Annotated in this window: 23 protein-coding genes, 2 tRNA genes and 1 pseudogene; 13 read left to right on the forward strand and 13 right to left on the reverse strand. The window is 69.4% G+C overall.

Features of this window, described 5'->3' with window-relative positions; all coding sequences use genetic code 11:
- Window position 1 precedes the first annotated feature (1 nt).
- Window positions 2-661, forward strand: coding sequence for a 2OG-Fe(II) oxygenase (locus JGR68_RS07265; protein WP_234446457.1), 660 nt, complete (start codon window positions 2-4; stop codon window positions 659-661).
- Here the strand turns inward: JGR68_RS07265 and JGR68_RS07270 are convergent.
- Window positions 646-2,472, reverse strand: coding sequence for a sulfotransferase (locus JGR68_RS07270; RefSeq protein WP_199362087.1), 1,827 nt, complete (start codon window positions 2,470-2,472; stop codon window positions 646-648). The two genes, JGR68_RS07265 and JGR68_RS07270, sit on opposite strands and share 16 nt — an antisense overlap.
- A gap of 138 nt (window positions 2,473-2,610) precedes the next feature.
- Between JGR68_RS07270 and JGR68_RS07275 the strand changes: the two genes are divergently transcribed.
- The gene (locus JGR68_RS07275; RefSeq protein ID WP_199362086.1) at window positions 2,611-3,528 is read left to right on the forward strand and encodes an AraC family transcriptional regulator; all 918 of its coding nucleotides are present in this window, start codon (window positions 2,611-2,613) and stop codon (window positions 3,526-3,528) included.
- Here JGR68_RS07275 and pdxK read toward each other — a convergent pair.
- Complete coding sequence (gene pdxK, locus JGR68_RS07280; RefSeq protein WP_199362085.1) at window positions 3,480-4,355, reverse strand: pyridoxine/pyridoxal/pyridoxamine kinase; 876 nt, start codon at window positions 4,353-4,355, stop codon at window positions 3,480-3,482. The genes JGR68_RS07275 and pdxK overlap by 49 nt on opposite strands.
- 38 nt (window positions 4,356-4,393) lie before the next feature.
- Here pdxK and tadA point away from each other — a divergent pair, with 38 nt between their 5' ends.
- Both tadA and orn read left to right on the forward strand, forming a co-directional pair.
- Window positions 4,394-4,900: a tRNA adenosine(34) deaminase TadA gene (tadA, locus tag JGR68_RS07285; protein WP_199362084.1), complete on the forward strand. Its 507-nt coding sequence runs from the start codon at window positions 4,394-4,396 to the stop codon at window positions 4,898-4,900.
- Between the two features lie 46 nt (window positions 4,901-4,946).
- The gene (gene orn / locus JGR68_RS07290; protein ID WP_255531824.1) at window positions 4,947-5,504 is read left to right on the forward strand and encodes an oligoribonuclease; all 558 of its coding nucleotides are present in this window, start codon (window positions 4,947-4,949) and stop codon (window positions 5,502-5,504) included.
- A 308-nt stretch (window positions 5,505-5,812) separates the two neighbouring features.
- Here orn and ppsA read toward each other — a convergent pair whose 3' ends face one another.
- Window positions 5,813-8,188: a phosphoenolpyruvate synthase gene (ppsA, locus tag JGR68_RS07295; RefSeq protein WP_199362082.1), complete on the reverse strand. Its 2,376-nt coding sequence runs from the start codon at window positions 8,186-8,188 to the stop codon at window positions 5,813-5,815.
- A 128-nt stretch (window positions 8,189-8,316) separates the two neighbouring features.
- Between ppsA and JGR68_RS07300 the strand changes: the two genes are divergently transcribed.
- Together JGR68_RS07300 and JGR68_RS07305 are read left to right on the forward strand one after the other, a co-directional pair.
- A complete protein-coding gene (locus tag JGR68_RS07300; RefSeq protein ID WP_199362081.1) occupies window positions 8,317-9,138 on the forward strand; it encodes a pyruvate, water dikinase regulatory protein in 822 nt (273 codons plus the stop codon).
- A 17-nt stretch (window positions 9,139-9,155) separates the two neighbouring features.
- Window positions 9,156-9,635 carry a DUF1249 domain-containing protein gene (locus tag JGR68_RS07305; RefSeq protein ID WP_199362080.1) on the forward strand — a complete coding sequence of 160 codons (480 nt, stop codon included), beginning with the start codon at window positions 9,156-9,158 and terminating at the stop codon, window positions 9,633-9,635.
- 17 nt (window positions 9,636-9,652) lie between these two features.
- On the opposite strand, the gene JGR68_RS07310 is transcribed toward JGR68_RS07305, so the two are convergent.
- A tRNA-Glu gene (locus JGR68_RS07310) sits at window positions 9,653-9,728 on the reverse strand.
- Window positions 9,729-9,768: 40 nt separating this feature from the next.
- Window positions 9,769-9,844, reverse strand: a tRNA-Ala gene (locus JGR68_RS07315).
- A gap of 125 nt (window positions 9,845-9,969) precedes the next feature.
- Between JGR68_RS07315 and phbB the strand changes: the two genes are divergently transcribed.
- Window positions 9,970-10,722, forward strand: coding sequence for an acetoacetyl-CoA reductase (phbB, locus tag JGR68_RS07320; protein WP_199362079.1), 753 nt, complete (start codon window positions 9,970-9,972; stop codon window positions 10,720-10,722).
- Window positions 10,723-10,752: 30 nt separating this feature from the next.
- Here the strand turns inward: phbB and JGR68_RS07325 are convergent, their stop codons facing one another.
- From JGR68_RS07325 to JGR68_RS07355, 7 genes are all read right to left on the reverse strand, one after another.
- Entirely contained in the window at window positions 10,753-11,340 is a 588-nt protein-coding gene (locus tag JGR68_RS07325; protein WP_199362078.1) for a DUF411 domain-containing protein, read from the reverse strand.
- 25 nt (window positions 11,341-11,365) lie between these two features.
- Window positions 11,366-12,082 (reverse strand): copper resistance protein B, encoded by a 717-nt coding sequence (locus tag JGR68_RS07330; RefSeq protein WP_234446458.1) that lies wholly within the window; start codon window positions 12,080-12,082, stop codon window positions 11,366-11,368.
- Window positions 12,083-12,462: 380 nt separating this feature from the next.
- Window positions 12,463-14,334: a copper resistance system multicopper oxidase gene (locus JGR68_RS07335; protein ID WP_199362076.1), complete on the reverse strand. Its 1,872-nt coding sequence runs from the start codon at window positions 14,332-14,334 to the stop codon at window positions 12,463-12,465.
- A gap of 105 nt (window positions 14,335-14,439) precedes the next feature.
- On the reverse strand, window positions 14,440-14,871 hold the full coding sequence (locus tag JGR68_RS07340; RefSeq protein WP_199362075.1) for a CopL family metal-binding regulatory protein: 432 nt from the start codon (window positions 14,869-14,871) through the stop codon (window positions 14,440-14,442).
- A gap of 12 nt (window positions 14,872-14,883) precedes the next feature.
- Complete coding sequence (locus tag JGR68_RS07345) at window positions 14,884-15,558, reverse strand: trimeric intracellular cation channel family protein (RefSeq protein WP_199362074.1); 675 nt, start codon at window positions 15,556-15,558, stop codon at window positions 14,884-14,886.
- A gap of 61 nt (window positions 15,559-15,619) precedes the next feature.
- Window positions 15,620-16,096 carry a DUF2269 domain-containing protein gene (locus JGR68_RS07350; RefSeq protein ID WP_199362073.1) on the reverse strand — a complete coding sequence of 159 codons (477 nt, stop codon included), beginning with the start codon at window positions 16,094-16,096 and terminating at the stop codon, window positions 15,620-15,622.
- Window positions 16,077-17,345: an SDR family oxidoreductase gene (locus JGR68_RS07355; protein WP_234446459.1), complete on the reverse strand. Its 1,269-nt coding sequence runs from the start codon at window positions 17,343-17,345 to the stop codon at window positions 16,077-16,079. Before JGR68_RS07355 ends, JGR68_RS07350 begins: the two co-directional genes overlap by 20 nt.
- On the opposite strand from JGR68_RS07355, the gene JGR68_RS07360 reads away from it, so the two are divergent.
- From JGR68_RS07360 to JGR68_RS07380, 5 genes are all read left to right on the forward strand, one after another.
- Complete coding sequence (locus JGR68_RS07360; protein WP_199362071.1) at window positions 17,286-17,972, forward strand: hypothetical protein; 687 nt, start codon at window positions 17,286-17,288, stop codon at window positions 17,970-17,972. The two genes, JGR68_RS07355 and JGR68_RS07360, sit on opposite strands and share 60 nt — an antisense overlap.
- Window positions 17,973-18,599: 627 nt before the next feature.
- Window positions 18,600-19,715 (forward strand): zinc-binding dehydrogenase, encoded by a 1,116-nt coding sequence (locus tag JGR68_RS07365; RefSeq protein ID WP_199362070.1) that lies wholly within the window; start codon window positions 18,600-18,602, stop codon window positions 19,713-19,715.
- 93 nt (window positions 19,716-19,808) lie between these two features.
- The gene (locus JGR68_RS07370) at window positions 19,809-20,243 is read left to right on the forward strand and encodes a YqaA family protein (RefSeq protein ID WP_199362069.1); all 435 of its coding nucleotides are present in this window, start codon (window positions 19,809-19,811) and stop codon (window positions 20,241-20,243) included.
- Window positions 20,244-20,374: 131 nt separating this feature from the next.
- The gene (locus JGR68_RS07375) at window positions 20,375-21,109 is read left to right on the forward strand and encodes a cytochrome b/b6 domain-containing protein (protein WP_199362068.1); all 735 of its coding nucleotides are present in this window, start codon (window positions 20,375-20,377) and stop codon (window positions 21,107-21,109) included.
- Window positions 21,102-21,725: a helix-turn-helix transcriptional regulator gene (locus JGR68_RS07380; RefSeq protein ID WP_199362067.1), complete on the forward strand. Its 624-nt coding sequence runs from the start codon at window positions 21,102-21,104 to the stop codon at window positions 21,723-21,725. Before JGR68_RS07375 ends, JGR68_RS07380 begins: the two co-directional genes overlap by 8 nt.
- A 40-nt stretch (window positions 21,726-21,765) precedes the next feature.
- Here JGR68_RS07380 and trxA read toward each other — a convergent pair.
- Window positions 21,766-22,144 (reverse strand): annotated as a pseudogene (gene trxA, locus JGR68_RS14020) (thioredoxin).
- Window positions 22,145-22,542: 398 nt separating this feature from the next.
- Here trxA and JGR68_RS07390 point away from each other — a divergent pair.
- Window positions 22,543-23,715, forward strand: coding sequence for a porin (locus JGR68_RS07390; protein ID WP_199362066.1), 1,173 nt, complete (start codon window positions 22,543-22,545; stop codon window positions 23,713-23,715).
- Window positions 23,716-23,750 lie beyond the last annotated feature (35 nt).

The following is a 23,750-nucleotide window of genomic DNA, read 5'->3' on the forward strand; positions in this document are numbered from 1 at the left end:
GGTGACCCCTGCCGTCGCGGCCCAGGCCGCGGCGGCAGCCCCGGACGCGGCGCTGCGGCACTACATCCGCGTCTATGACGACGTGCTCGATCCGGGGATGTGCCGCAAGCTGGTCGACTCGTTCACCGCGCTGGCGAGGTTCCAGACGGTGAACGGGCGCGGCGTGCGCGCCGGACTCGAGGACAGCGCCTGGACCGAGCTCGACGTCAGCCGCCTGTCCGACGCGCCCTTCCTGTCCTACTTCAGGCAGCTGGTCAGCCGCCAGCTGCAGCGCTACAACGCCGACGTCGGCCTGCCGATCCCCGTGCCGGACAGCCCGCTGCTGAGTCCGCTGATCCTGAAGCGCTACCGCGCCGGGAGCGACGAGAAATTCCAGACCCACTTCGATTCGATCAACGAGGTCTGCGACCGCTACCTGGTCTTCCTCTGGTACCTCAACGACGTGTCCGAGGGCGGCTGCACCTGGTTCCCCGGCCTGCAGACCGGCGTGGCCCCCAGGGCCGGCCGCCTGCTGATGTTCCCGCCGTACTGGCTGTACGCGCACCAGGGCCAGCCGTCGCCGACCCAGGACAAGTACATCCTGTCGACCTACCTGAGGTTCGTGCAGCCCGGTACCGGGCAGGGCGCGCCTCAGTCCAGCGCGCCTCAGTCCAGCGCATAGCCGTAGCGCTGCGCGAAGGGCGCGAGCGGCTCCAGGACCGCATCGCTGAAATGGGCGCGGTACCGCCGCCAGCGCCCCACGGCATTGGCGTTGACCGGCTCGGCGACCTGCGCGTAGCTGGGCGTGTTGATGCGGCGGGTTCGCGCGGCCACGGCGGCCGGAAACGCCAGTTGCGACGGATCCATGGGCAACTGCAGGGCGTCCATCAGCTGCCGGAGCGCGGGCTCCGGCCCGCCCACAAGTTCCTCGTAGCGCAGGACGTGGACGCGGGGCCGGGCGAGGACACGCTGCTCCTCCCAGTAGCCCATCACCGCGGCATAGGTGCGGGCGGTCGACTCCAGCGAGGCGAAGGCGAGTGCGCCACCGTTGAGCCCGAACGCCTGGAAATGGCAGCTCAGCACGCAGTCGCAGGGGTGGCGGAGCAGCAGCAGCCAGTCGCTCCGGGGAAACAGCCGCTGGATGTACGGCACCCGGGTCAGGTACAGCGGGTACTTGTCGACCAGGCGGCCCGCAGGCACGCGGTATCGCGCGACCTCGGTGCGGTACCGCGCGCGCAGGCTGCTCCAGTGGCCGAAGTCGAGACCCGCCAGGGCCGCGTCCAGGTCCCCACCGTTCCATCCCGCGGACGTGCGCATGGCATGGATGACGCGTTCCACGGCAGGCCGCTCGTCGAGCACCTGAAGTGCAGGGTGCCGCTCCAGCATCTGCTCCAGCATCGTGGTGCCCGAGCGCGGGAACCCCACCAGGAAGACCGGATCCGGCGGGTCGCCGGCGGCCGCCACGTGCGGCGCGGGCAGCGGATGGCACAGGCGCTCGCGAAGCCAGTCGAGCACGCCTTCGGCTCGCAGGTCCGGATGGCGCTGCCGCAGTGCGGCGGCGGCATTCGCGTGGGCCTGCGACAGCGCGGCCATGGCCGCATCGGGATCCTGCGGGTCGTGCCAGCGCGCCAGCTCGTAGCCGAGCTGGGCCGCCATTGCCGGGTCGCGCTCGGCTTCCGCTGCCCGGGCAAGCGCATCGGCAGCACCGGCCGTCCGTCCCAGGCGTCGTGCCAGGCGTGCACGCGCAAGGACGTCCATCGCATCTGTTGCCGCCGGAGTCGGATCGCCGGCCCCGTCGCCAAGCAGCCGGGCCGCCTCCTGCACCCGGTTCATGCGCTCCAGCAGCAGCGCCAGCTCGACCTTGGGGCGCCGCGCCTCGGGCTGCTCCGCGATCAGCCTGGAGTAGAGCGTGACCGCCGCTTCGTCACGTCCGGCCAGCGCCGACAGCCAGGCGAACGCGGTGCGCTGTCCGAAGTCCAGGGCGTCGGCATCCACTCCGGCCAGGCAGGCGTCGAGCGCCTCGAACCGCTCGAGCTCGGCAAGGCACTGTCCCAGCGCAAGCCGCACATCGGCGGCGTCGGGCTCCAGGGCGAGCGCGCGCTGCAACCAGGGGAGCGCTTCGCTGCAGCAGCCGGTCCCGAGCAGCGCCGATCCCCGGCCAAGCAGGTAGGGCAGGCCGGACGCGCCTGCGTCACCGCCCACGCGGAACGCGTCGACCGCAGCGGCGGCGTCACCGGCGTCCAGGCAGGCGTTGCCGAGGTTGGTCCAGGCTTCGGCCTCGCGCGGCTCCAGCTCGGCATAGCGCTGGAGGTGCGGACGCGCTTCCGACGCGCGGCCGGACGCGGCCAGGGCAAGGCCACGGAGGCGGTGCCACGCCGGACGTGTCGCTTCCGCGGCGAGCGCCAGGGTTGCCAGCTTCAGTGCGGACGCGATCTCGCCCCGGGCGAGGAGCTGCTCACCGTGGACCAGGCTTGCCAGCTCGCCATCGGCCATCCACGCCTCCGTTCCGGCACACCTGGGCAAGGCCGGACTATCCTCCCGCGTGGACCAGGACACAACCGGACGCGGCGTGCCTTCACGCGGCCTGCACATCCGATGCCCGGACGATCGCCGGATCCCGAGGAGGCGCCCTTGCAGACCCGCTTGCATCCGCTGCGCGGTGCCCAGTCGCTTCCCGCAGGCCAGCTGGATTCGCACTGCCTGAACGTGGTGCGGGCGCGCGGCCGGGGCAGCGCGCTGCAGGTGCCTCCGGGCTGGATCACCCTGTGCGTCGTGCTGTCCGGCGCGCTGGTACTGGAGTCCCACGACGCCAACTGGATGCTGGCCCAGGGTCGCTATCAGCTGTGGCTGGAGGGAAGCCTGCGCTGCGCCGCGCATGGCCAGTGCTGGTGGCTGCTGGTGACAGCGCCGCCGGCCACCTGGACGCCGGATGCTCGCATCCCCGGCGCCGACCTCCTGCCGTGGGAGGCCGGTTGCCCGCGCACGGTGCTGCGCCCGATCGTGCGACTGGCGAGGCGTGCGCACGCGGCCGAGTTCCCGGCCGGCCGCCTCGCGACCGACCTCGTGGCCGACCTGCGCCAGGCGCTGGCCGAACACCAGGCGGAACTCCAGGGCCGCATGGGCCGCTGCAGTGGCCGCACCCGGCTACGCCGACGGCAGACGCTGCTGCGCCTGTTGCGCGTCCAGCACCTGATCCGCTGCCACCTGGACGACCACATCGCGCTGTCGCGGCTGGCGGCCAGCGCCAACTATTCGCCGTGCCACCTGATCCGCGTGCACCGGCACGTCTTCGGCGAGACGCCCACGGAGTACGCCTCGCGCCTGCGCTGCCAGCGCGCCTGGGAGCTGGTCTGCGACACCGCGATGCCGGTCTGCGAGATCGCCGGCAGCCTGGGCTTCGAAAGCGAGAGTGCGTTCTGCCGCGCGTTCAAGCATGCGTTCGGCTGCACCACCGGCATGGCGCGCCGGCGACTGGCCGGGAACCCCGCCGGCGCCGCGGTTCAGCCGGGTTCGGGGAACACCAGCATTTCGGCGCTACCGGCCGCCTGACTGGCGTCCAGGACGGCAAGGACACGGTCGCAGGCGAGCCGCGCCGCGTCCTCCACAGGGGCGCCGCGCAGCAGGTGGGCGGCGAGGGTGGCGCTGAACAGATCGCCGGTGCCCTTGGGCGTGGCGTCCAGCCGGCGGTGGCGGATCACGCACTCGGCGTCGCGCTGGACCACCAGCACCTTCATCCCGCCATCGCCCCAGGCCGCAGGGGCGGCGCTGGTCACCACCACCCATCGGGTGCGTCCGACGAGGAGGCTGCGTGCTGCATGGACCACGTCGGCGGTGTCGGCCACCGGCATCCCGGTCAGCACGCCGAGCTCGAAGCCGTTGGGCACCAGACCATCGGCGAGCCCGACCAGCTGGCCGCAGTGCGCGTCGATCATGCGCGGATCGACATAGATCCCCACGTCCTCGTCGCCGATCACCGGGTCGATGAAGACCGAAAGCCCGGGGCGTTCGCGCAGGCGCGCTTCGATCCAGCGCGCCAGCACCCCGGCCTGCTCCGGTCCACCGAGATAGCCCACCACCACCGCCCGCAGTTCGCGCACGGCATCGCGCGCCACCAGGTCGTCGAGATAGCCCTGGAACCACCCGGTCGGCACCGGACCGCCATGGATGCTGGGATGGTGCGGGGTATTGCTCAGCACTACCGTCGGTACTGCGGCGACGCGCAGGCCCAGCGACTGGAAGGTGGGGACGGCGATGGTGTTGCCCACCTGGCCATAGACCACCTGGGACTGCACCGAGACCACGTCCATCTGCATCGGCTGGAGTGAAGGATGGGCGCCCGGCGCCGCGGCGCGCGCCCCTGGATCATGTGCTTGCATGTCCCGATTCTAGGCCTCCGACCACTAGAATGCCGGCCATGCAGCAGCAGCCGAGCAACCCCGGATCGAACCTGGCCGACGCGGACATCGCCTGGATGCGCCATGCGCTGGCGCTGGCCGGGCGCGCCGAGCGCGAGCACGACGAGATCCCGGTCGGCGCGGTGGTGGTGGATGCAGACGGCCGCCTCGTGGGCGAAGGCTGGAACCGCAACATCGGTGACCACGACCCGAGTGCGCACGCGGAAATCGTCGCCATGCGCGAAGCGGGCAGGGCGCTCGGCAACCACCGCCTGGTCGGGTGCACCCTGTACGTCACCCTCGAGCCCTGTGCGATGTGCGCGATGGCGATGGTGCATGCCCGCGTCGCGCGCGTGGTCTACGGCGCCGGCGATCCCAAGACCGGCGCCGCGGGCAGCGTCTTCGACCTGCTGGCCGATCCGCGCCACAACCACCGGGTCGAGGTACTGGGGGGCGTGCTGGGCGAAGAGGCCGGTGCCCGCCTGAGGAACTACTTCCGCGCCAAGCGCGGCCTGCCGCCGGCCTGAGCGCGGCGTTACCATGTGGGTCACGACGGATCACGAAGGAGCGAGGGTGGGCAACGGAGAAGAACGGCTGGTGTGGATCGACCTGGAAATGACCGGTCTGGACACCGACAACGACACCATCCTCGAGATCGCCACCGTGGTCACCGACGCGCAGCTGCGGGTGCTGGCCGAAGGCCCCGAACTGGCCGTCGCCCAGCCGCTGGCGACGCTGGAGGCGATGGACGAGTGGAACCGCAACCAGCACGGACGCTCCGGCCTCTGGCGGCGGGTGCTGGAGGAAGGCGTGCCGATGGCCGAGGCCGAGGCCCGCACCCTGGAGTTCCTCGAGCAGTGGGTCCCGGCGGGCCGGTCGCCGATGTGCGGAAACTCGATCTGCCAGGACCGCCGCTTCCTCCACCGCCGCATGCCCGCGCTGGAGCGCTGGTTCCACTACCGCAACCTGGACGTCAGCACGCTGAAGGAACTCGCCCGCCGCTGGGCGCCCGAGCTCTACGCCGGCCTGCGCAAGCAGGCGGCGCACACCGCCCTGAGCGACGTGCACGACTCGATCGCCGAACTCCGCCACTACCGGACCGGCATGGGGACCTTCGCTCCGCACGAGTAAGGCCGCGGGCGCGGAAAGAAGAGCGAGTTTTTGCCACGGATTTACGCGGATAGAGCGGATTTGCATGGATTTGCACGGATTTTCTTTCAGCGGCGCGGCGCCTCCCGCCGCGCACGCTCGCTGAACCCGGACCGCCGCAAAGTGCTACAGCCGTGCACACTGGCCATTCCCGCGGCAATCACAGCTCTATCCGTGTAAATCCGCCTTATCCGCGTAGATCCGTGGCAAAAAAAGGAAGGCCGGGTAAGAAGCCCGGCCTTCGCGCAGTGCGATCGCGGCTGTAGCCGCTCCTACATGGGGGTGGTGCGTCAGCCCGCGGCCTTGGATTTGGCGAGCTTCAGCCAGGTGTCGACGACGGTGTCGGGGTTGAGCGAGACCGATTCGATGCCCTGCTGCATCAGCCACTCGGCGAGGTCCGGATGGTCGCTCGGGCCCTGGCCGCAGATGCCGATGTACTTGCCCTTGGCCTTGGCGGCCTGGATCGCCATCGACAGCAGCTTCTTCACCGCCGGATCGCGCTCGTCGAACAGGTGCGCGACGACGGCCGAATCGCGGTCGAGGCCCAGCGTCAGCTGCGTCAGGTCGTTGGAGCCGATCGAGAAGCCGTCGAACATCTCGAGGAACTCGTCGGCCATGAGCGCGTTCGACGGCACCTCGCACATCATGATCACCTTGAGGCCGTTGACCCCGCGGCGCAGGCCGTTTGCGGCCAGCACCTCGAGCACGCGGCGGCCCTCGTCGAGGGTGCGCACGAACGGGATCATGACCCAGAGGTTCTCCAGGCCCATGGTCTCGCGCACCTTCAGCACCGCGCGGCACTCCAGCGCGAAGGCCTGGGCGAAGGCCGGATCGACGTAGCGGCTGGCGCCGCGGAAGCCGATCATCGGGTTCTCTTCCTCGGGCTCGTAGCGCTGGCCGCCGATGAGGTTGGCGTACTCGTTGGACTTGAAGTCCGACATGCGCACGATCACCGGATTCGGCGCCACCGACGCGGTCAGGGTGGCGATGCCCTCGGCGAGGCGGTCGACGTAGAAGCTCACCGGGTCGGCGTAGCCGGCGGCGCGCTCGTCGATCTTCTTCTTCGTCTCGGCGTCCTGCCTGGCGTACTCCAGCAGCGCGTTCGGATGCACGCCGATGTGCGCGGCGATGATCATCTCCAGCCGCGCCAGGCCGATGCCGGCGTTGGGCAGCTGGCCGAAATCGAACGCGCGCTCCGGGTTGGCGACGTTCATCATGATCTTGAGCGGCGCCTCGGGCATCGAGGTCAGGTCGGTGGTGATGCGCTCGAAGGGCAGGGCGCCGGCGTAGATGAAGCCGGTATCGCCCTCGGCGCAGCTGATGGTGACCGTCGCGCCGTCCTCGATCGCGTCCAGCGCGTTGCCGGTGCCGACCACGGCCGGGACACCGAGCTCGCGCGCGATGATCGCGGCGTGGCAGGTGCGGCCGCCGCGGTTGGTGACGATGGCGGCGGCGCGCTTCATCACCGGTTCCCAGTCGGGATCGGTCATGTCGGCCACCAGCACGTCACCGGGCTGCACGCGGGCCATGTCGTCGAGCGAACGCACCACGCGCGCCACGCCCGAGCCGATCTTCTGGCCGATGGCGCGGCCCTCGCAGACCACGGGCCCGCGCGCGCCGAGCATGAAGCGCTCGATCTGGGTGGCCTTGGCGCGCGACTTCACCGTCTCCGGGCGCGCCTGCACGATGAACAGCTTGCCGGTGATGCCGTCCTTGGCCCACTCGATGTCCATCGGGCGGCCATAGTGCTCCTCGATCGTCAGCGCCTGGCGCGACAGCTCCTGCACGTCGGCGTCGGTGATCGAGAACGTGGCGCGCAGCTCGGCCGGCGTGTCCTCGTTGCGCACGCGCTCGCCGGGCGCATCGGAATACACCATGCGGATCTGCTTGGCGCCGAGCGAGCGGCGCAGGATCGCAGGACGGCCCTGGCGCAGCGTGGGCTTGTAGACGTAGAACTCGTCGGGGTTGACCGCGCCCTGCACGACGTTCTCGCCCAGGCCGTAGCTCGAGGTGACGAAGACCACGTCGCGGAAGCCGGACTCGGTGTCGAGCGTGAACAGCACGCCGGAGCTTCCGCAGTCCGAGCGCACCATCAGCTGCACGCCGGCCGACAGGAACACGTCCTCGTGCTTGAAGCCGTGGTGCACGCGGTAGGCGATGGCGCGGTCGTTGTAGAGGCTGGCGAACACCTCCTTGACCTTGACCACCACGTCGTCGGCGCCGGTGACATTGAGGAAGGTTTCCTGCTGGCCGGCGAAGCTGGCGTCCGGGAGGTCTTCCGCGGTGGCCGAGGAGCGCACGGCCACGGCGACGTCGCCACCGCCGTTGTCGGCGCAGAGCTTGGCGTAGGCGCTGCGGATGTCGGCCTCGAGCGCCGGCTGCAGCGGTGCATCGATCACCCAGCCGCGGATCTCGGCGCCGGCGCTGTTCAGCGCCGGAACGTCTTCCACGTCCAGCGTGGCCAGGCGGTCGAAGATGCGCTGGTGCAGCGTGTTGTGAGCGACGAAGTCCTTGAACGCGTCGGCGGTGGTGGCAAAGCCGCCGGGGACCGAGACGCCGAGCCTGGCCAGGTTGCCGATCATCTCGCCAAGCGAGGAATTCTTGCCGCCGACCTGCGCGAGGTCGGTCAGGCGAAGGTCGTCAAGCCACAGGATGTTGGCGCTCAAGGCTGGCTCCGGAGGGAAGGCATGGGGTCGCGGGAGAGCCGTCCTGGGCCTGCGGCGCTGGACGACGGGAACGGCTATTTTAGCAAGCCATCCCGCCGCGGGGCCCGCGGCCAAGCAGGAAAACACGCATGTCGAGCCCGCGCCCGGTCTTCTACGTCTCCGACGGCACCGGAATCACCGCCGAAACGGTCGGCCACAGCCTCCTCACCCAGTTCCGCGACAGTGCCTTCGCCACCGAGCGGATCCCGTTCGTGGACAGCGTGGAGCGCGCGCACGAGATCGCCGGGCGCATCCGCGAGGCGGGGGAGGCCAGCGGCCTGCGGCCGGTGGTGGTGAATTCCTGCATCAACGGCGAGCTGACCACGGCGATCCGGGGCAGCGGCGCGCTGGTCCTCGACGTGCTCGAGCCGTTCATGACCGCGCTCGAGGCCGAGCTGGGCGAGACCCGCCAGCCACGCGTGGGCCAGGCCCACGGCATGGTCGACTTCGACGCCTACCACAAGCGCATCAACGCGATGAACTATGCGCTGACCCACGACGACGGCATGTCGATCAACTACGACGATGCCGACGTGATCCTGGTGGCGGTGTCGCGCGCGGGCAAGACCCCCACCTGCGTCTACCTCGCCCTGCACCATGGCATCGCCGCCGCCAACTATCCGCTGACCGAGGAAGACCTCGAGCACGACCGCCTGCCACCGCGGCTGCGCGCGCACCGGGCGAAGCTGTTCGGGCTGACCATCGATCCGGTGCGGCTGCAGCAGATCCGCCAGGAGCGGCGGCCGAACTCGCGCTACGCCGAGCCGGAGACCTGCCGGCGCGAGGTGGCCGCGGCGGAGTCCCTGTTCCGCGCCGAGCGCATCCCGGTGCTGAGCACGACGCATACCTCGATCGAGGAGATTTCAAGCAAGGTGATGAGCACTTTGGGCATCCGCCGCGGCATGTTCTGAGCGTGTAGCATCGGGTCATGTCGCAACTGCTCGCCCGACGCGCACGACTTCCCGGCCTCAGCCGCCTCGGCTGGCTGATGGCGCTGTACGCCGAGAACCACGCCCGCCTGGTGCGCCTGTTCGAACCGGGCGACCTCGCCGCCGGCAGCTACGTCTCGAGCGTCGGCGACGGGCTGGACCTGCGCCTGGACGTGATCGAACGCCACGCCTATACCAGCGAGCTGCGGATGGCCTACGTGGCGCTCCCCGACCCGGTGACCGGCGAACCCGACCCCTCGGTCTACCTGCGCTTCTATCGCGATGCCCGGCAGGTCGAAGCCACGCACTGCTATGTCGGCCGCCGCTGGCAGGATGCGATCGGCATGTTCCCGCCGCCGGCCGCGGTGCTCGGGCACCGGATGCGCATGAACACCTTCCTCGGCAAGTGGCTGCAATACCTGGCCGAGCGCGGCCACGGCGTCGCCACGCTGCGGCAGGAAAGAAAAAGCCCGCCATGAAGGCGGGCTTTCGTGTGTGGCGTCCCCACGGGGATTCGAACCCCGGTGTCCACCGTGAAAGGGTGGTGTCCTAGGCCTCTAGACGATGGGGACTTGGATCTGTCCGCACTCACGAACGGCCTGGTTCGTAGAGTGGTGGAGCCAGGCGGGATCGAACCGCCGACCTCCTGCATGCCATGCAGGCGCTCTCCCAGCTGAGCTATGGCCCCACGTGTTGCGAGCTGGAAATTGTAGGCAGCCTTCGCGGCGACGTCAACACATTGCGACGGGAATTTTTCGCGGCCGTGCACGGCACGCGATACTGCGCGGCTTCATCGTCCAACCGGAGCCCCGAATGACCCACACCCAGACCCCGCGAACCGCGCTCGTCACCGGCGGCACCAGCGGCATCGGCGAAGCCATCGCGATCGCGCTGCACGAAGCGGGGCATCGCGTCGTGGTGACCTGCCACGCCGGCGTCGAGGACCCGGCCGCGTGGCGCACGGCGCAGTCGGCGGCAGGTCGCGATTTCCGGGTCGAACCGGTCGACGTGGGCGACTACGACAGCTGCCAGGCGATGGCGTCGCGCCTGCACGACGCCGGCATCGGCGTCGACATCCTGGTCAACGATGCCGGCATCACCCGTGATGCGACGTTCCGCAAGATGGATAAGGCGCAATGGGACGCGGTGCTGCGCACCGACCTCGATTCGATGTTCAACGTCAGCAAGCCCTTCGTCGAGGGCATGGCCGCGCGTGGCTGGGGACGCATCGTCAACATCTCGTCGGTCAACGGCACCAAGGGGCAGTTCGGACAGACCAACTATTCGGCGGCGAAGGCCGGCGTGCAGGGATTCACCAAGGCGCTCGCGCAGGAGATGGCGCGCAAGGGCGTGACCGTCAATGCCGTTTCGCCCGGCTACGTCGGCACCACGCTGGTGACGTCGATGAAGCCCGAGATCGTCGAGTCGATCGTGGCCCAGGTTCCGATGGGGCGCCTGGGCAGGCCGGAGGAGATCGCAGCCGTCGTCGCCTTCCTCTGCAGCGAAGGCGCCGGCTACGTGACGGGTGCCAACATCGCGGTCAACGGCGGCCAGCACATGTACTGACCGCTGTCGGCGCGCGACGGACGCGCCGCCTCAGTCGCCGTGGCGCGCGTACTCGCTGGTGCTGCCGTCGTTGCCCACCAGCTCAACCGCGTAGGGGTGCACCGTGCCGTCGGGCATCTCCATGCCGGGCGAACCCGCCGGCATGCCCGGCACGGTGAGTCCACGCGCCTCGGGGCGCTCGGCGAGCAGGCGCTTCACGTCGGCCGCCGGCACATGGCCCTCGACGAAGTAGCCGTCGATTTCCGCGGTGTGGCAGGAGCCCTTCGCGTAGGGCACGCCGACCCGCTCCTTGATCGGACCCATGTCCTCGTGGTCGTGCACCTGGACCTGGAAGCCGGCTTCGCGCATGTGCTCGATCCACAGGCCGCAGCAGCCGCAGCTGGGGTGCTTGTGGACGACGAGCAGGGAGCGGGCGTCCCCGTTCGCCGGGACGGGACTCTGCGCCGGGGCTGCCGGAGCTGCCGCACCCGGACCCTGTTGCGTTCGGGGAGTGACGGTGTCTGCGGAGGCGGCGGTGTCTGCGGACGCCGCCGGCGCACTGGTGGCGGGGGAGCAGGCCAGCAGTCCCGACAGGGTGGCCAGGACCAGCAGCGAGCGGAAGCTGTTGTTGTAATTCATGAAGAATGTTCTCCAATGTATTGAATCAGAACCAGAATCGGATGCCGGCGACCACGTGGGTCTCGCGACTCGCACCATCCCGGGCCCGGGCGAGCCGTGCGGTCTGGCCGAAATCGCGTTCGTGGGTCACGCCCACATACGGCGCGAAGCGGCGGTGGAGCTCGTAGCGCAGCCGCAGCCCGGCCTCGACGGTCGACAGCCCTGAACCGACGTCGCGGCCCGGGTCGGTCCTGCCATGGACGGTGGCCTCCAGGGAGGTCTCGAGTATGAGCCGGTTGGTCAGAAGCAGGTCGTAGCCGGCTTCGAGCTCGAGCATGCTGCGCCCCGATCCGCCGAACCAGGCGGTGGCCGAAACCTCGACCAGGTAGGGCGCCAGGCCCTGGATGCCGACGCCCAGCCAGTCCTGCGCGTCTCCGGGCGCAAAGTCATGGCGGACGCCCGCGAGCAGGTCCCACCACGGGGTCACGCTGCGGCCGTACATCAGGTCCAGGCTGGCCGCCCCGGTGCGCCCACCCGAGCGCTCACCTTCCGAGCGCAGCCACAGCCTGCGGGTATCGCCACCGATCCAGCCCTCGGCCTCCCAGGCCTGGCCGCCGCCGTGGTCGCCATCCCAGGCTTCGAGGCGTTCGAACAGCAGCAGGTGGTTCGTGCCGGGGCCGTGGCTCATCGGATGACTCACCGCGGGGAAGGCCGCGGCGCGGTCGGCATCGGTGAGGGCGGGGATCGGGGTCAGCGGGGACATGTCCGCATGTCCTGCATGTCCGGCATGTGCGGCGTGTGCGGCGTGTGCGGCGTGTGCGGCGTGTGTGGCATGTCCGCCATGACCTGCGCGCCCTCCGTGCGCGGCTTGCCCAGCCTGTCCCGCATGTCCCGCATGTCCCGCGTGCCCTGCGTGCCCCGCATTTCCGGCTGGCGGAGTTGGCGCCGCGTGGTAGTCGTCCGGCGCATGGTAGTCGTCCGGCGCATGGTGGTCGTGCGGCACATGGTGGTCGTGCGCCGCGTGGTGCTCGTGGGCCGCATGTTCGGCGTCGGAGCCCTGCACCTGAGCTGCCACCTGCCCGGTCGGAACAACGGCCAGCGCGAGTGCGAGCGCTGCCGCAAGGATCGTGCGATGGCCGGTGCTCATGCGCCTTCCTCCACCCGCACCTCGCGCATCATTCCCGCCTCCATGTGGTAGAGCAGGTGGCAATGGAAGGCCCAGCGGCCGAGGGCATCGGCGCGCACGCGGAAGCTGCGCCGGGTGCCCGGCGGCATGTCGACGGTGTGCTTGCGCAGCTGGAAGCGGCCGTCCGCGTCCTCGACGTCGCTCCACATGCCGTGGAGGTGGATGGGATGGGACATCATCGTGTCATTGACCAGGGTGACGCGCAGGCGCTCGCCGTAGCGCATGCGCAGCGGTTCGGCGTCCATGAACGACAGGCCGTCGAAGGACCAGGCGAACTTCTCCATGTGGCCGGTGAGGTGCAACTCCACCTCGCGGCCCGGATCGCGGCCATCGGGATCGTCGAACAGGCTGCGCATCGCGCCATAGGTGAGCACGGTGCGCCCGTTGCCGCGAAGGCCGACTCCGGGATCCTCGAGCCGCGGTGCCAGCGACATCGCCTGCATGTCGACGAGGGGATTGCCGCGTTCACTGTCGGGGTGGCGCTGCATGCCGTGCGCGGAGGAGTCAGCGGGCTGCTTGCCAGGGCCGTGGCCCATGGCGACGTGATCCATTCCGGCGTGATCCATTCCAGCGTGATCCATTCCGCCGTGGTCCATCCCGGCGTGATCCATCGGCGCGGATCCCGTCGACGCATGCTGCATTCCGCCGTGATCCATCGCGCCATGGTCCATCCCGCCATGGTCCATCCCGCCGTGCCCCATGTCGTCCATCGTCAGCAGCGGGCGTGGATCCAGGGCAGGTACCGGCGGCACGAGGCCGTGGCGTACCGCCAGCGTCCCGCGGGCGTAGCCCGTCCGCCCGGAGTCCTGGGCGAAGATGGCGAAGGCATCGGCGCCCGCGGGCTCGACCAGCACGTCGAAGGTCTCCGCCGCCGCGATCCGGAATTCGTCCACGGTGACCGGATGGATGTACTGGCCATCGGCCGCGACGACGGTCAGCTCGAGTCCCGGGATCCGCACGTCGAAATAGGTCATTGCGGACGCGTTGATGAAGCGCAGCAGCACGCGTTCGCCGGGCCTGAACAGGCCGGTCCAGTTTCCGGCGGGCGCGGTGCCGTTGAGCAGGTAGGTATAGGTGTGGCCGTTGATGTCGGAGATGTCGCTGGGCGTCATCCGCATCCGGTCCCACATCGCGCGCTCGCGCAGCGCCGGCCCGACCCCGTTCGCGCGGGCGTGGCGCACCAGGTCACCGACCGTCGGCCGGTACCAGTTGTCGTAGCCCGCGTCCTTCTTCATGCGCCGGAACAGCGCCGTCGGGTCCATGTCCGTCCAGTCCGACAGCAGGACCACGTGCTCGCGGTCGAAGTGGTAGGGCGGTGGTTGGATCGGGTCGATGACCAGCGCGCCGTACAGGCCCGCCTGCTCCTGGAACATCGAATGGCTGTGGTACCAGTAGGTCCCCGACTGGCGGACGTCGAAGCGGTACTCCCAGGCTTCGCCCGGCGCGATGCCGTCGAAGCTGAGGCCCGGCACGCCGTCCATGTTGGCCGGCAGCAGCAGGCCATGCCAGTGGATCGACGTCCAGTCGTGGCGCAGCCGGTTGGCCACGCGCAGCAGGACGTTGTCGCCCTCGCGCATCCGCAGCGTGGGACCGGGGAGGCTGCCGTTGACCGTGGTGGCCAGGCGCGGGCGGCCGGTGAAATCAGCCGGCGAGCGGCCGATCGACAGGTCGAGACGGCTGCCTGCCAGCACGGGCACCGGCGGCTGCACCGCGAGCGCGGACCGGCTGCCAAGGCCAAGTGCCGCCAGGGCGCCGCCGCCGGCCAGTCCCTGGACAAAGCGCCGGCGCGGAATGGACGCGCCGGAGCGCGGAAAGCGGGAAACGTGCATGGAAGATCCTGGTCACAGGGCCAACGCCACGGCAGCGCAGGCGTCGGAGGTCATCGGATCGCCCCCGGGGAGGGGGCGCAGCAACGGCGCCGGAGGGCGCGGCCTTCAGGCGATGGGTGGCCGGATCGGACTGGACAGGGACGGCGACGGATGGCCGATGGCCAGCGGATGCAGGATCAGGCTCGCATGCGCCGGGGCGGCACCGAGGGCGAGCGCCGCCGGGACGGCCGCCGCGGCGTGCATGCATGCCTGCCGGCATTCGGCGCTCTGGTCGCAGGGTTCTTCATCCCCGGCATGGCCAACGTGGTCTGACGACGGGGGGGGCTGGTGCGGGGGCAGGGCAGCGACCGCGTGCCCGGGGCAACCGTCCGTGCCCGCCTGGCCCGCCGTGCCGACCGCTTCGTCGACTCCGACGGCCATCGACAGTGCCGCGGGTTCCGCCGGAAGGGAGGCCAGCACGCCGGCCACGGCGCCGCCGATGCCATCCAGCATCAGGGCGAGGATCAGCAGGATCCGCAGGGGCAGGGCACGTATCACGATGCCGCAATTCTACTTCGGACCGTCGTCCGAAGATGACTGAGGGCTGCGCGCCACCGGCAGCCGCCAGCCCCAGCGCAGCGCCGCCATGCGCAGCCCGAAGCAGGTCAGTCCGGCCACCAGCGCGCTGGCGAGCACGGGCAGCCCCAGCAGGTGCCCGGCCACCACGATGCCGGCGCCGGCCAGGGCCGCGACGGCATAGAGTTCGGAGCGCAGCACCGCCGGGACGTCGGCCAGCAGGATGTCACGCGCCATGCCGCCGCCGATGCCGGTCAACATGCCCATCAACGCGGCCATGACCGGACTGAGCCCGAACGCCAGGGCCTTCTGCGTGCCGGCCACCGCGAAGAACGCCAGGCCGATGGCGTCGAGCAGGCGCACCGGATTGCGCAGGCGCTCGATCAACGCCGACCAGTAGAAGGCCACCACGCCGGCGGCTAGCGCCACCGCGAGATAGCGCCAGTCCTCGAAGGCCGCCGGTGGGGTGTCGCCGATCAGCACGTCGCGGCTGATGCCGCCGAAGGTCGAGGCTGCGAACGACACCACCAGCACGCCGAACAGGTCCAGGCGCCGGCGCACCGCCGCCGTGGCGCCGCTGACCGCGAAGGCGAAGGTGCCGAAGAGGTCCAGCACCAGCACCAGGGTGCGGTGGAACTCGAGCGAGCCCTGGAAATCGGGAGGAAGCATGCGGCGAGTATTGGCCAAAAGCGCCGCGCCTGCGCGCGCGGCTCCGCTCACCGGGGACGTGTCACCCGGCGAAGGGCAGCTGCCGGGCCACCATCATGTAGAAGATCGCCAGGAACGAGACCAGGGCCGGCACGCCCAGCGCGACCCAGATCGCCAGGATCCTGCCGTAGCCCCGCGGAAGCGGCGTGCCGCTCGCGTCCGCCTCGACGGCGATGTCGCGCAGCCGCATCTGCAGCCAGACCACCGGCAGCCAGCACAGCGCGGCGAGCACGAAGGCGACGGTGGACCACAGCAGCCAGGGCTCGGTCAGCGGGTAGCCGATCTGGTGGGCGAGCCAGAACCCGGTCACCGGCTGGATGACGATCGTCGTCGCGGTGAAGATCCAGTCCGCGACCACCACGTAGCGCGCGACCACCGCGATCGCATGCACGTCCCGCGTCAGACTGACGAACAGCAGGTAGAACGCGGTGCCGACGCCGGTGCCGAAGAGCAGCGTCGACGACAGCACGTGCAGGTATTTAACGAGGATCAGGTCCATGGGTCCGGTCCAGCATCAGGAGGGCGAGGATCATGGCCAGGAGCGGCAGGTTCTTCAGCACCGGACCGAAGGGATGGGCCCACTGCTCCGGCAGCCAGATGCTGATGATCAGCGTGTAGGCCGCCACCAGCAGCAGCTGGCCGGCGTAGGCCAGGGTGCGGAATCGGCGCACGAGCATGCCGATGCCCAGCGCCAGGTCGGCCAGCGCTCCGGCCCACAGGGCCGCCACTGCCACCGCGCCGTGCAGCCCGACCTGGGCCAGCATCGCCAGGCTGTCGGCGCGCGGATAGACCCACAGCGAAACCACCGCCGTGGCCAGCCACATCGCCGCCAGCGCCACGCGCATCGCGGGGATCGTCCACCCCAAGATCGCGCGGTTCGCCATGGCGCTGCCCTGGGCTGGCGGCACGAAGGAATCAGGATCGCGAGGGGTGCGCCCGAGCCAGTGATGGAACGGCGCAGGATCGGCGGTGTTACCTGCCTCCAGCATCGACATCGCGTCGGCGTCGAACGGGGCGGGCCCCAGACGCGGTGCAAGCGCGGCCAACCGGCGCAGCGGGGCCATGGGCATATGCAGGAATGTCCCGCCGGTGCGCATCGCGCGCTTGAACACCTGCAGGTAGTCGCGCAGCGGAAGTGGGCGGGGACCTACCGCATCCAACATCACGGGCACCTGGTCGCGTTCGACGATGGCGACCAGCGCCCCCAGCAGGTCATCCAGGTGCAGCGGCTGGACGAGCTGGTTGCCGGCGCCCGGGAGTGGCGTCACCGGCAGGCTGGCCAGCTGTGCGAACCAGCGCGTACTGGTGCCCTCCGGGGCGAACACCAGCGAAGGACGCACCACCGCGGTCTCCACGCCTTGGGTCGACAGCAGCAGGGCGTCCATCTTCCCCTTGCTGGCGAAATAGGGCAGGGCCGATCCCGCATCGGCACCCAGGGCCGACAGCTGGATCCAGCGACGGACTCCGGCAGCCCGGGCCGCCTCGAGCAGGACGCGTGGACCGTTCACGTGGACTGCATCGAAGCCCTGCTGTCCTGACTCGAGGAAGATGCCGACGGTGTTCACCACCACGTCGACGCCGCGCAGCGCTTCGAGCAGGGCGGTTTCGCCGGGCAGGGCGGTGAGGTCCAGCGCGATTGCACCCAGGCCGTCCCGCGCGCGGCCACTGCGCGTCGCCAGGAGGACGCCATGACCCCGCAGCGCAAGTTGCCCAGCCAGGGCGCCGCCAACCAGGCCACCACCCAGCACCAGCACCCGGAGCCCGCCCGCTTCGCGCGACGCATGCTGGCCTCGGGCAGCCTGGCCAGCCTGCTGTCCACCGTGGCCGTGTCGGTCTTCAGCCGGCGGCGCAGCGGACACGCCGCCGCCGGCACCAACGCGGCCAGCCAGTGGTTCTGGTATCCGCGTGCCCGCCATGTCGACGAGCCCTCGCTGCGCTACACCGTGGCCGGCTACGGCGTACATCACGCCAGTTCGCTGCTGTGGGGCGGCGTGTACGAAAGCCTGCAGCCGCGCCGCGCCGGACCCCGCGGCCGTGCGCTGCGCGCGGCGGCCGTGGCCCTGGGGGCGTACGTCGTCGACTATCACGTCGTCTCCCGGCGGCTCAGCCCTGGCTTCGAGCACCGGATCGGGCCCGCCGGCATGCTGGCGGCATACGGCATGTTCGGACTGGGGCTGTTCATTGCAGGCTCCGTTGGAGCGCACAGCGGATCACGTCGGGCGTGCAGTGGCCGTGGCGGTGGTGGGGCGATGGGAGAGAGGGACGCGGGAACCATCAGCTTCGAGGACCTTCAGAGCGTCGAGCTGCGCGTTGGCCGGGAGGTCGCGCTCTGCGTGCCGGATCGCGCAGTGCCACCTCGCACGAGGCTGCCGTAGATGAGTGGGGAACCGTTAACACCATCGCTTGAAGGCTCCTGTCACTGCGGCGCAGTTCGACTCACCCTCCCATTCGCGCCGAGCGAGGCCACGAGCTGCAACTGCTCGCTCTGTCGTCGATCAGGAGTCATATGCGCCTATTACGAGCTGGGCACGGTGTCCATTCAAGGCCATCCAGAGAACACGGATGACTATGTCTGGGGTGACCGGACCATGAGGAACGTGCGGTGCAAGGTGTGCGGCGTATTCACTCACTGGGAGCCAGTTGACGCCACGCCTGGCGCCCGACATGGGGTCAACCTGCGCAACTTCGAGCCGACAGTCCTTGCGTCAGTGGCCGTAAGGCGCTTCGATGGTGCAGATACGTGGAAATTCCTCGATTGAACAATCTCAGCGCAGTGCCGCCTTGCAGGCCAACGCATGCGATGTGCGAAACGTTCGTCGCTGAGTGCTTCACGACGGTTTGGTTCCAGCTCTAGACCCTCGAAACGCCGCACTGGCGCCCGCTACGCGGTCGCCGAGGCGACGCTGCGTGACGGCGACGGCCACCTCTGTGAGACGGCCACGTCGACGCTGCAGGTGTTCAACATCAAACAACCCACATGAGGGCCCGAGATGGATAAAGAGATGAGTGGACTGGAATTGCGAGCGCTGGCGACATCCGGCGGACAGCTCCGCCTGAGCCTGGAGACTGTCACCCTCGATAAGCCCGGCCCGGAGGAACTGGTGGTGCGGGTCGAGGCCACGCCCATCAATCCGTCGGACCTCGGGCTTCTGCTCGGGCCTGCCGAAGTATCGACCGTCCGCGCCGAAGGCACGCCGGAGCGACCGGTCCTGGTCGCCGAGATTCCGCAGCAGCGCCTCGCGGCCATCCGCGCCCGGCTGGATCGGTCGCTGCCGGTCGGGAACGAAGGCGCAGGCACCGTCGTCAAGGCGGGCCGCGATGTGCAGCACTTCCTCGGGAAAAAGGTCGGCATGCTGGGCGGCGGAATGTACACGCAGCTGCGCAAACTGCGGGCGCAGGACTGCATCCTGCTGCCCGATGACGTGGATGTGGCGGAAGGAGCGTCGATGTTCGTCAATCCGCTGACTGCGCTTGGCTTCACCGAGACGATGAAGGCCGAAGGGCACAAGGCCATCGTGCACACCGCCGCCGCTTCGAACCTGGGCCAGATGCTCAACAGGATCTGCCTTGCGGACGGAATCGGGCTCGTCAACATCGTGCGCAGCAGCGCGCAGGCGGCGATTCTCCGCGGGATCGGCGCTCGCCACATCGTGGACAGCACGTCGCCCGGCTTCCAGGCCGAGCTGACGGAAGCGATCGCTGAAACGGGCGCCACGATCGGCTTCGACGCCATTGGTGGCGGAAAGCTGGCCGGCCAGATCCTCCAGGCGATGGAGACAGCCGCCAGCCGCAGCGGCGCTACCTACAGCCCTTACGGATCGGACGTGCCCAAGCAGGTCTATATCTACGGTGCCCTGGACACGGGACCGACCATGATCAATCGGACGTTCGGCTTTGCCTGGAACGTTGGCGGATGGCTGCTTTCCCCGTTCCTGCAGAACGCGGGCAGGGAAGTCGTGGGGCGGATGCGTCAACGCGTCGTGAACGAGCTCAGGACGACGTTCGCCAGCCACTATACGAAGACCATCAGCCTCGCCGATGCACTTCAGCCGGACATCCTGGCCGCTTACGAACGGAAGTCGACTGGCGAGAAGTATCTGATCGACCCGTCACTGTGACCATGCCGCCCATCATCGGCGCGGCGATGCGGCGCATGACCTCCGAGCCGCGGCAATGAGAAGACGCGGCGGGACTGACCCACGGCTCGACTGATGTCGGATCTAGCTGTCCATGCCGCGCTGTTTTTCGTCGCGTTCGGGGCCGCGACGCTGCTGCCGCTCCAGTCGGAGGCCCTCCTCACCGGACTGTTGATGGCGGATTACGCGCCAGCGTTGCTGATCGCCACTGCGGGCGTCGGCAACGTGCTGGGCTCCACCGTGAACTGGGGCATCGGGCGCCAGGTGGAGCGCTTCAGGCATCGGCGCTGGTTTCCGGCGAACGAGACCCAGCTCGACCGGGCGCGGGGCTGGTACCGGCGTTACGGGAAATGGTCGCTGCTCCTCAGCTGGGTGCCGGTGGTGGGTGATCCACTGACGGTCGTCGCTGGTGTCATGCGCGAGCCCCTGCCAAACTTCCTGGTGCTGGTCACGATCGCCAAGGTGGGGCGGTACATCGCATTGGCGGTGGTTGTCCTTGGTGCGCGGTGACCGCTCAGGCTCCCGGAACCGGGTTCGCGACCAGGCCAAGCTCTTGATTTTCCGCGGCTAGGTCATTCGCCTTATGGCCCCGGCGCGGGGCCGGGCCGAGACTTCGGACACCGCCCCCCGAGGAATCGCTCATGCGCGCGACACTGGTCTACGACCTTCCCACCCGTCTTTTCCACGTGCTGTTCGCCGGCTTCTTCATCGCGGCGTTCGCCATTTCAAACCTGGTCGACGACGACTCGGCCCGCTTCCCGCTGCACATGCTGGCCGGACTTGGCATGGTGTCCGTGATCGTCCTGCGGCTGGCCTGGTCCCTGGTGGGTACCCGTCATGCGCGACTCGGCGACCTGGCCTTGAACCCGGCGCAGCTGATCGCCTACTTCAAGGACATGTTCACTTCGGGCGGCCGGCGTTGGGTCGGCCACAACCCGGCTTCAAGCTTGGCGGCGGTGGCGATGGTGGGGCTGGGCCTCGGCTTGGGTGCAACCGGCTACCTCATGGCCACCGGCGCGGGAGGCGACTCGCTGAAGGACGCGCACGAACTGATGGCCAATGCGTTCCTGGCCGTCGCGCTGCTGCATGTCGGCGGCGTGCTGGCGCATGTGCTGCGGCACCGCGACCACCTGGCAACCAGCATGGTCACCGGCCGGAAGCAGGCTTTGCCCGTCGATGAGGAATCGGTGCGCCCCGCCCCTGTCGCCGGCCTCGTCTTCGTCGTCCTGACCGGCCTGTCCATGGGCTACCTGCTGCAGCACTATGATGCGCAGGCGCGCACCCTGGACCTGTTCGGGACCACCATGCAGTTGGGCGAGCACGAGGACGACCATGAGTCCGGCGACACCGACGGCGACCGACGCCACCGTGACTGACAAGCCCGACACCCAGCCGGGGGCCAGGACCAGGGAAGATGGGCGGGCAGGTTCGAGTGGCGGTGCGCTGCATGCAAGCGAGCGCACCGTCATCGCGGGCGTACTCGCCCTGATCACATTGCTGGCGACCCTCGATCTGGTCGTGGATCTGCGCGAAGGCGTGACGCTGTGGCACGTCGTGGCCGAGGCGACGGTGGCGGTCGCGGCGTGCTTCGGCGCGTTCCACCTCTTGCGCAGCGCGTGGCTGCTGCGAAGACGCCTGGATGCGCAACGCCGTGATTTCTCGGCCTTCCGGCAACGGGCGGAAGCATGGCGCACGGGGTCGAAGAAGTACGTCGACGGATTGTCGCGCTCGATCAGCCTGCAACTGGACCAGTGGCAACTGACCCCGGCGGAAAAGGAAGTCGCCTTCCTGCTGCTCAAGGGCCTGAGCCTCAAGGAAATTGCATCTGCACGCCACACGACCGAGAAGACCGCGCGGGTGCAGTCCAGCGCGGTCTACGCGAAGTCCGGGCTCGCCGGCCGCTCGGAGATGTCGGCATTTTTCCTTGAGGATCTGCTTCCGCCGGATGCCGCTGCAGCAAGCGATGGACAAGGTGGCTCGCAAGCGACCTGAGCGGGGGAGGGCGGGCCGGCACCGGGGATGGCGAGGTGCTTCAAGGGCGCGCCTGCTGCGTAGTGGCCCAACGCACGATGTCCGCCGCCTGCGTCGCACCGGACGTACGCGCGATCTCGCGGCCGCCCTGGAACAGCGCCAGCGTGGGAATGCTGCGGATGCCGAAGCGCGTGCCCAGCGCGGGTTCGGCTTCGGTATCGAGCTTGCCCAGGCGCATCCGTGGTTCCAGCTGCGCGGCGGCGGCCTCGAAGTGCGGCGCCATCATCCGGCACGGCCCGCACCAGGGTGCCCAGAAATCCACCAGCAGCGGCAGGTCCGAGCGCCGTGGCGTGCAGGTCGAAGTTGCCCGCATCGAGCAACAGAGGCCCGGCGGTGAACAGCGGAGCGCCGCAGCGGCCGCAGTTCGGCTTGTCGGCCACGCGCCGGTCTCGAAGCGGCTGACGCGGAAGGGGCTGTGGATGCTCAAGGCGTGTAGGCCTCCGGTTGCAGCGGGTTGCTTGCGGGAAACATCTCGAGTCTTCTGAATGTGCGCGATGGGGATCAGCCGTGCAAATCGATGGTGACTCCCGGGCTCCAGCCCAGAAATGGAACTTCGCATAATGCACATTATGTAATTCAGAGGCTGGTTGCCAGTGGCGTCGATGGCGGGATCTGGCGCTGTCGGTACCTGCCGTCCTCATGCTTATCCCCACCATCCCCAACTGGACAGGATCACACCAGACCCCTGCGTTGACCTGCATCAAGGTATTCCCACCGGCACCTGAGGCACCGTAACCGCGTGAATCCCGCACTCCGCAACCGGTGACGGAGAGATCCGATGCGCACTGTTCCCGGCATCCGCTTGACGCACACCCTGCGTGCCAACGCCATCCGCCTTCCTTTGGCAGCCGCCCTGATGGTGGTCGCCGCCGGCGTACAGGCCAGCGACGCGAGGCAGACCAGCGGCGACATCCGCTTCGGCTACGTCGCCTCTGAAACGCGCGCCCGCAGCGGCGCCACCACCGACGCGGACAGCGTCCGCGCACGGGCGCGCTTGCGCGTGGCTGGCGCGCTCGGCGGCGGCTGGCACGCCAGCGGCCGCGTGGCCGCGCGCCTGGACAGCGAACAGGACGACGAGGAGTTCTGGATGCGGACCTGGGCTCCCGGCCCCGCGGGGCTCGAGGACGGCCAGGCGACCATCGACGAGGCCTACCTCGAATACCGGCCGGCGGAGTCGCCCTGGAGCCTGCGCCTCGGCCGCTTCCAGGCGGCATTCGGCCTCGACGACATCATGAAGAAGTCGCTGGACCAGAACGACAGCACCAACTTCGACATCACCTGGACCGACGGCATCTGGTGGCAATGGCGCGGCAATGACTGGACCACGCACGTGATCGCGCGCCACAACGATCGCCGCGGTCCCACCGGGGCGCTGCGGCGACCGCTGGACTTCGCGGACGACAGTTCGCGTGCGGGTCTGTTCGTGGCGGTCGAATCGAAGACCGCCGTCGGTCCCCTGGTGCAGCGAATAGTCACGATGACCTGGCTGCCTTCGGCCCTGCGCACGAACGGCCTCGCCGACCCGGCGCTCGAGGACTACCTGGCGATGACCGCCAAGGCCACCGCAGAATGGCCGCTGGGCCAGGGCGGCACGAAGTTGCGGCTGGGTGGCGAGGTCGGCTGGGCGCCGGACACGCCGCGCCGGGAAGCGGTCAATTCCGGCACCGGTGCCGCCGATGCGCTGTCCTGGCAGGCCTCCCTCAGCCTGATGGACGTGCGGCCCGACCACGACGTCGGGATCGTCTACGGCCGGGTCGCCGATGGCTGGCTGCTGTCCAGCGACTTCCGGCCGAACGAGGAACTGCTCGAGGCGAGATGGGTCTGGCAGGCATCCAAGGCCTGGCAGTTCGACGCGCGTATCCGTCGACGCGAGGAGATCGACCTGCCGGCCAGCGCCGCCGGCCCTCGCCGGGACGACGACGTCTACCTGCGGGCGACGTGGAAGTTCTAGGCGACGAGGCAACAACCAGGCAGGCGAACCCCGGC

The organism is Luteimonas sp. MC1750 (assembly GCF_016615955.1).
In the GTDB taxonomy this organism is placed as follows: domain Bacteria; phylum Pseudomonadota; class Gammaproteobacteria; order Xanthomonadales; family Xanthomonadaceae; genus Luteimonas.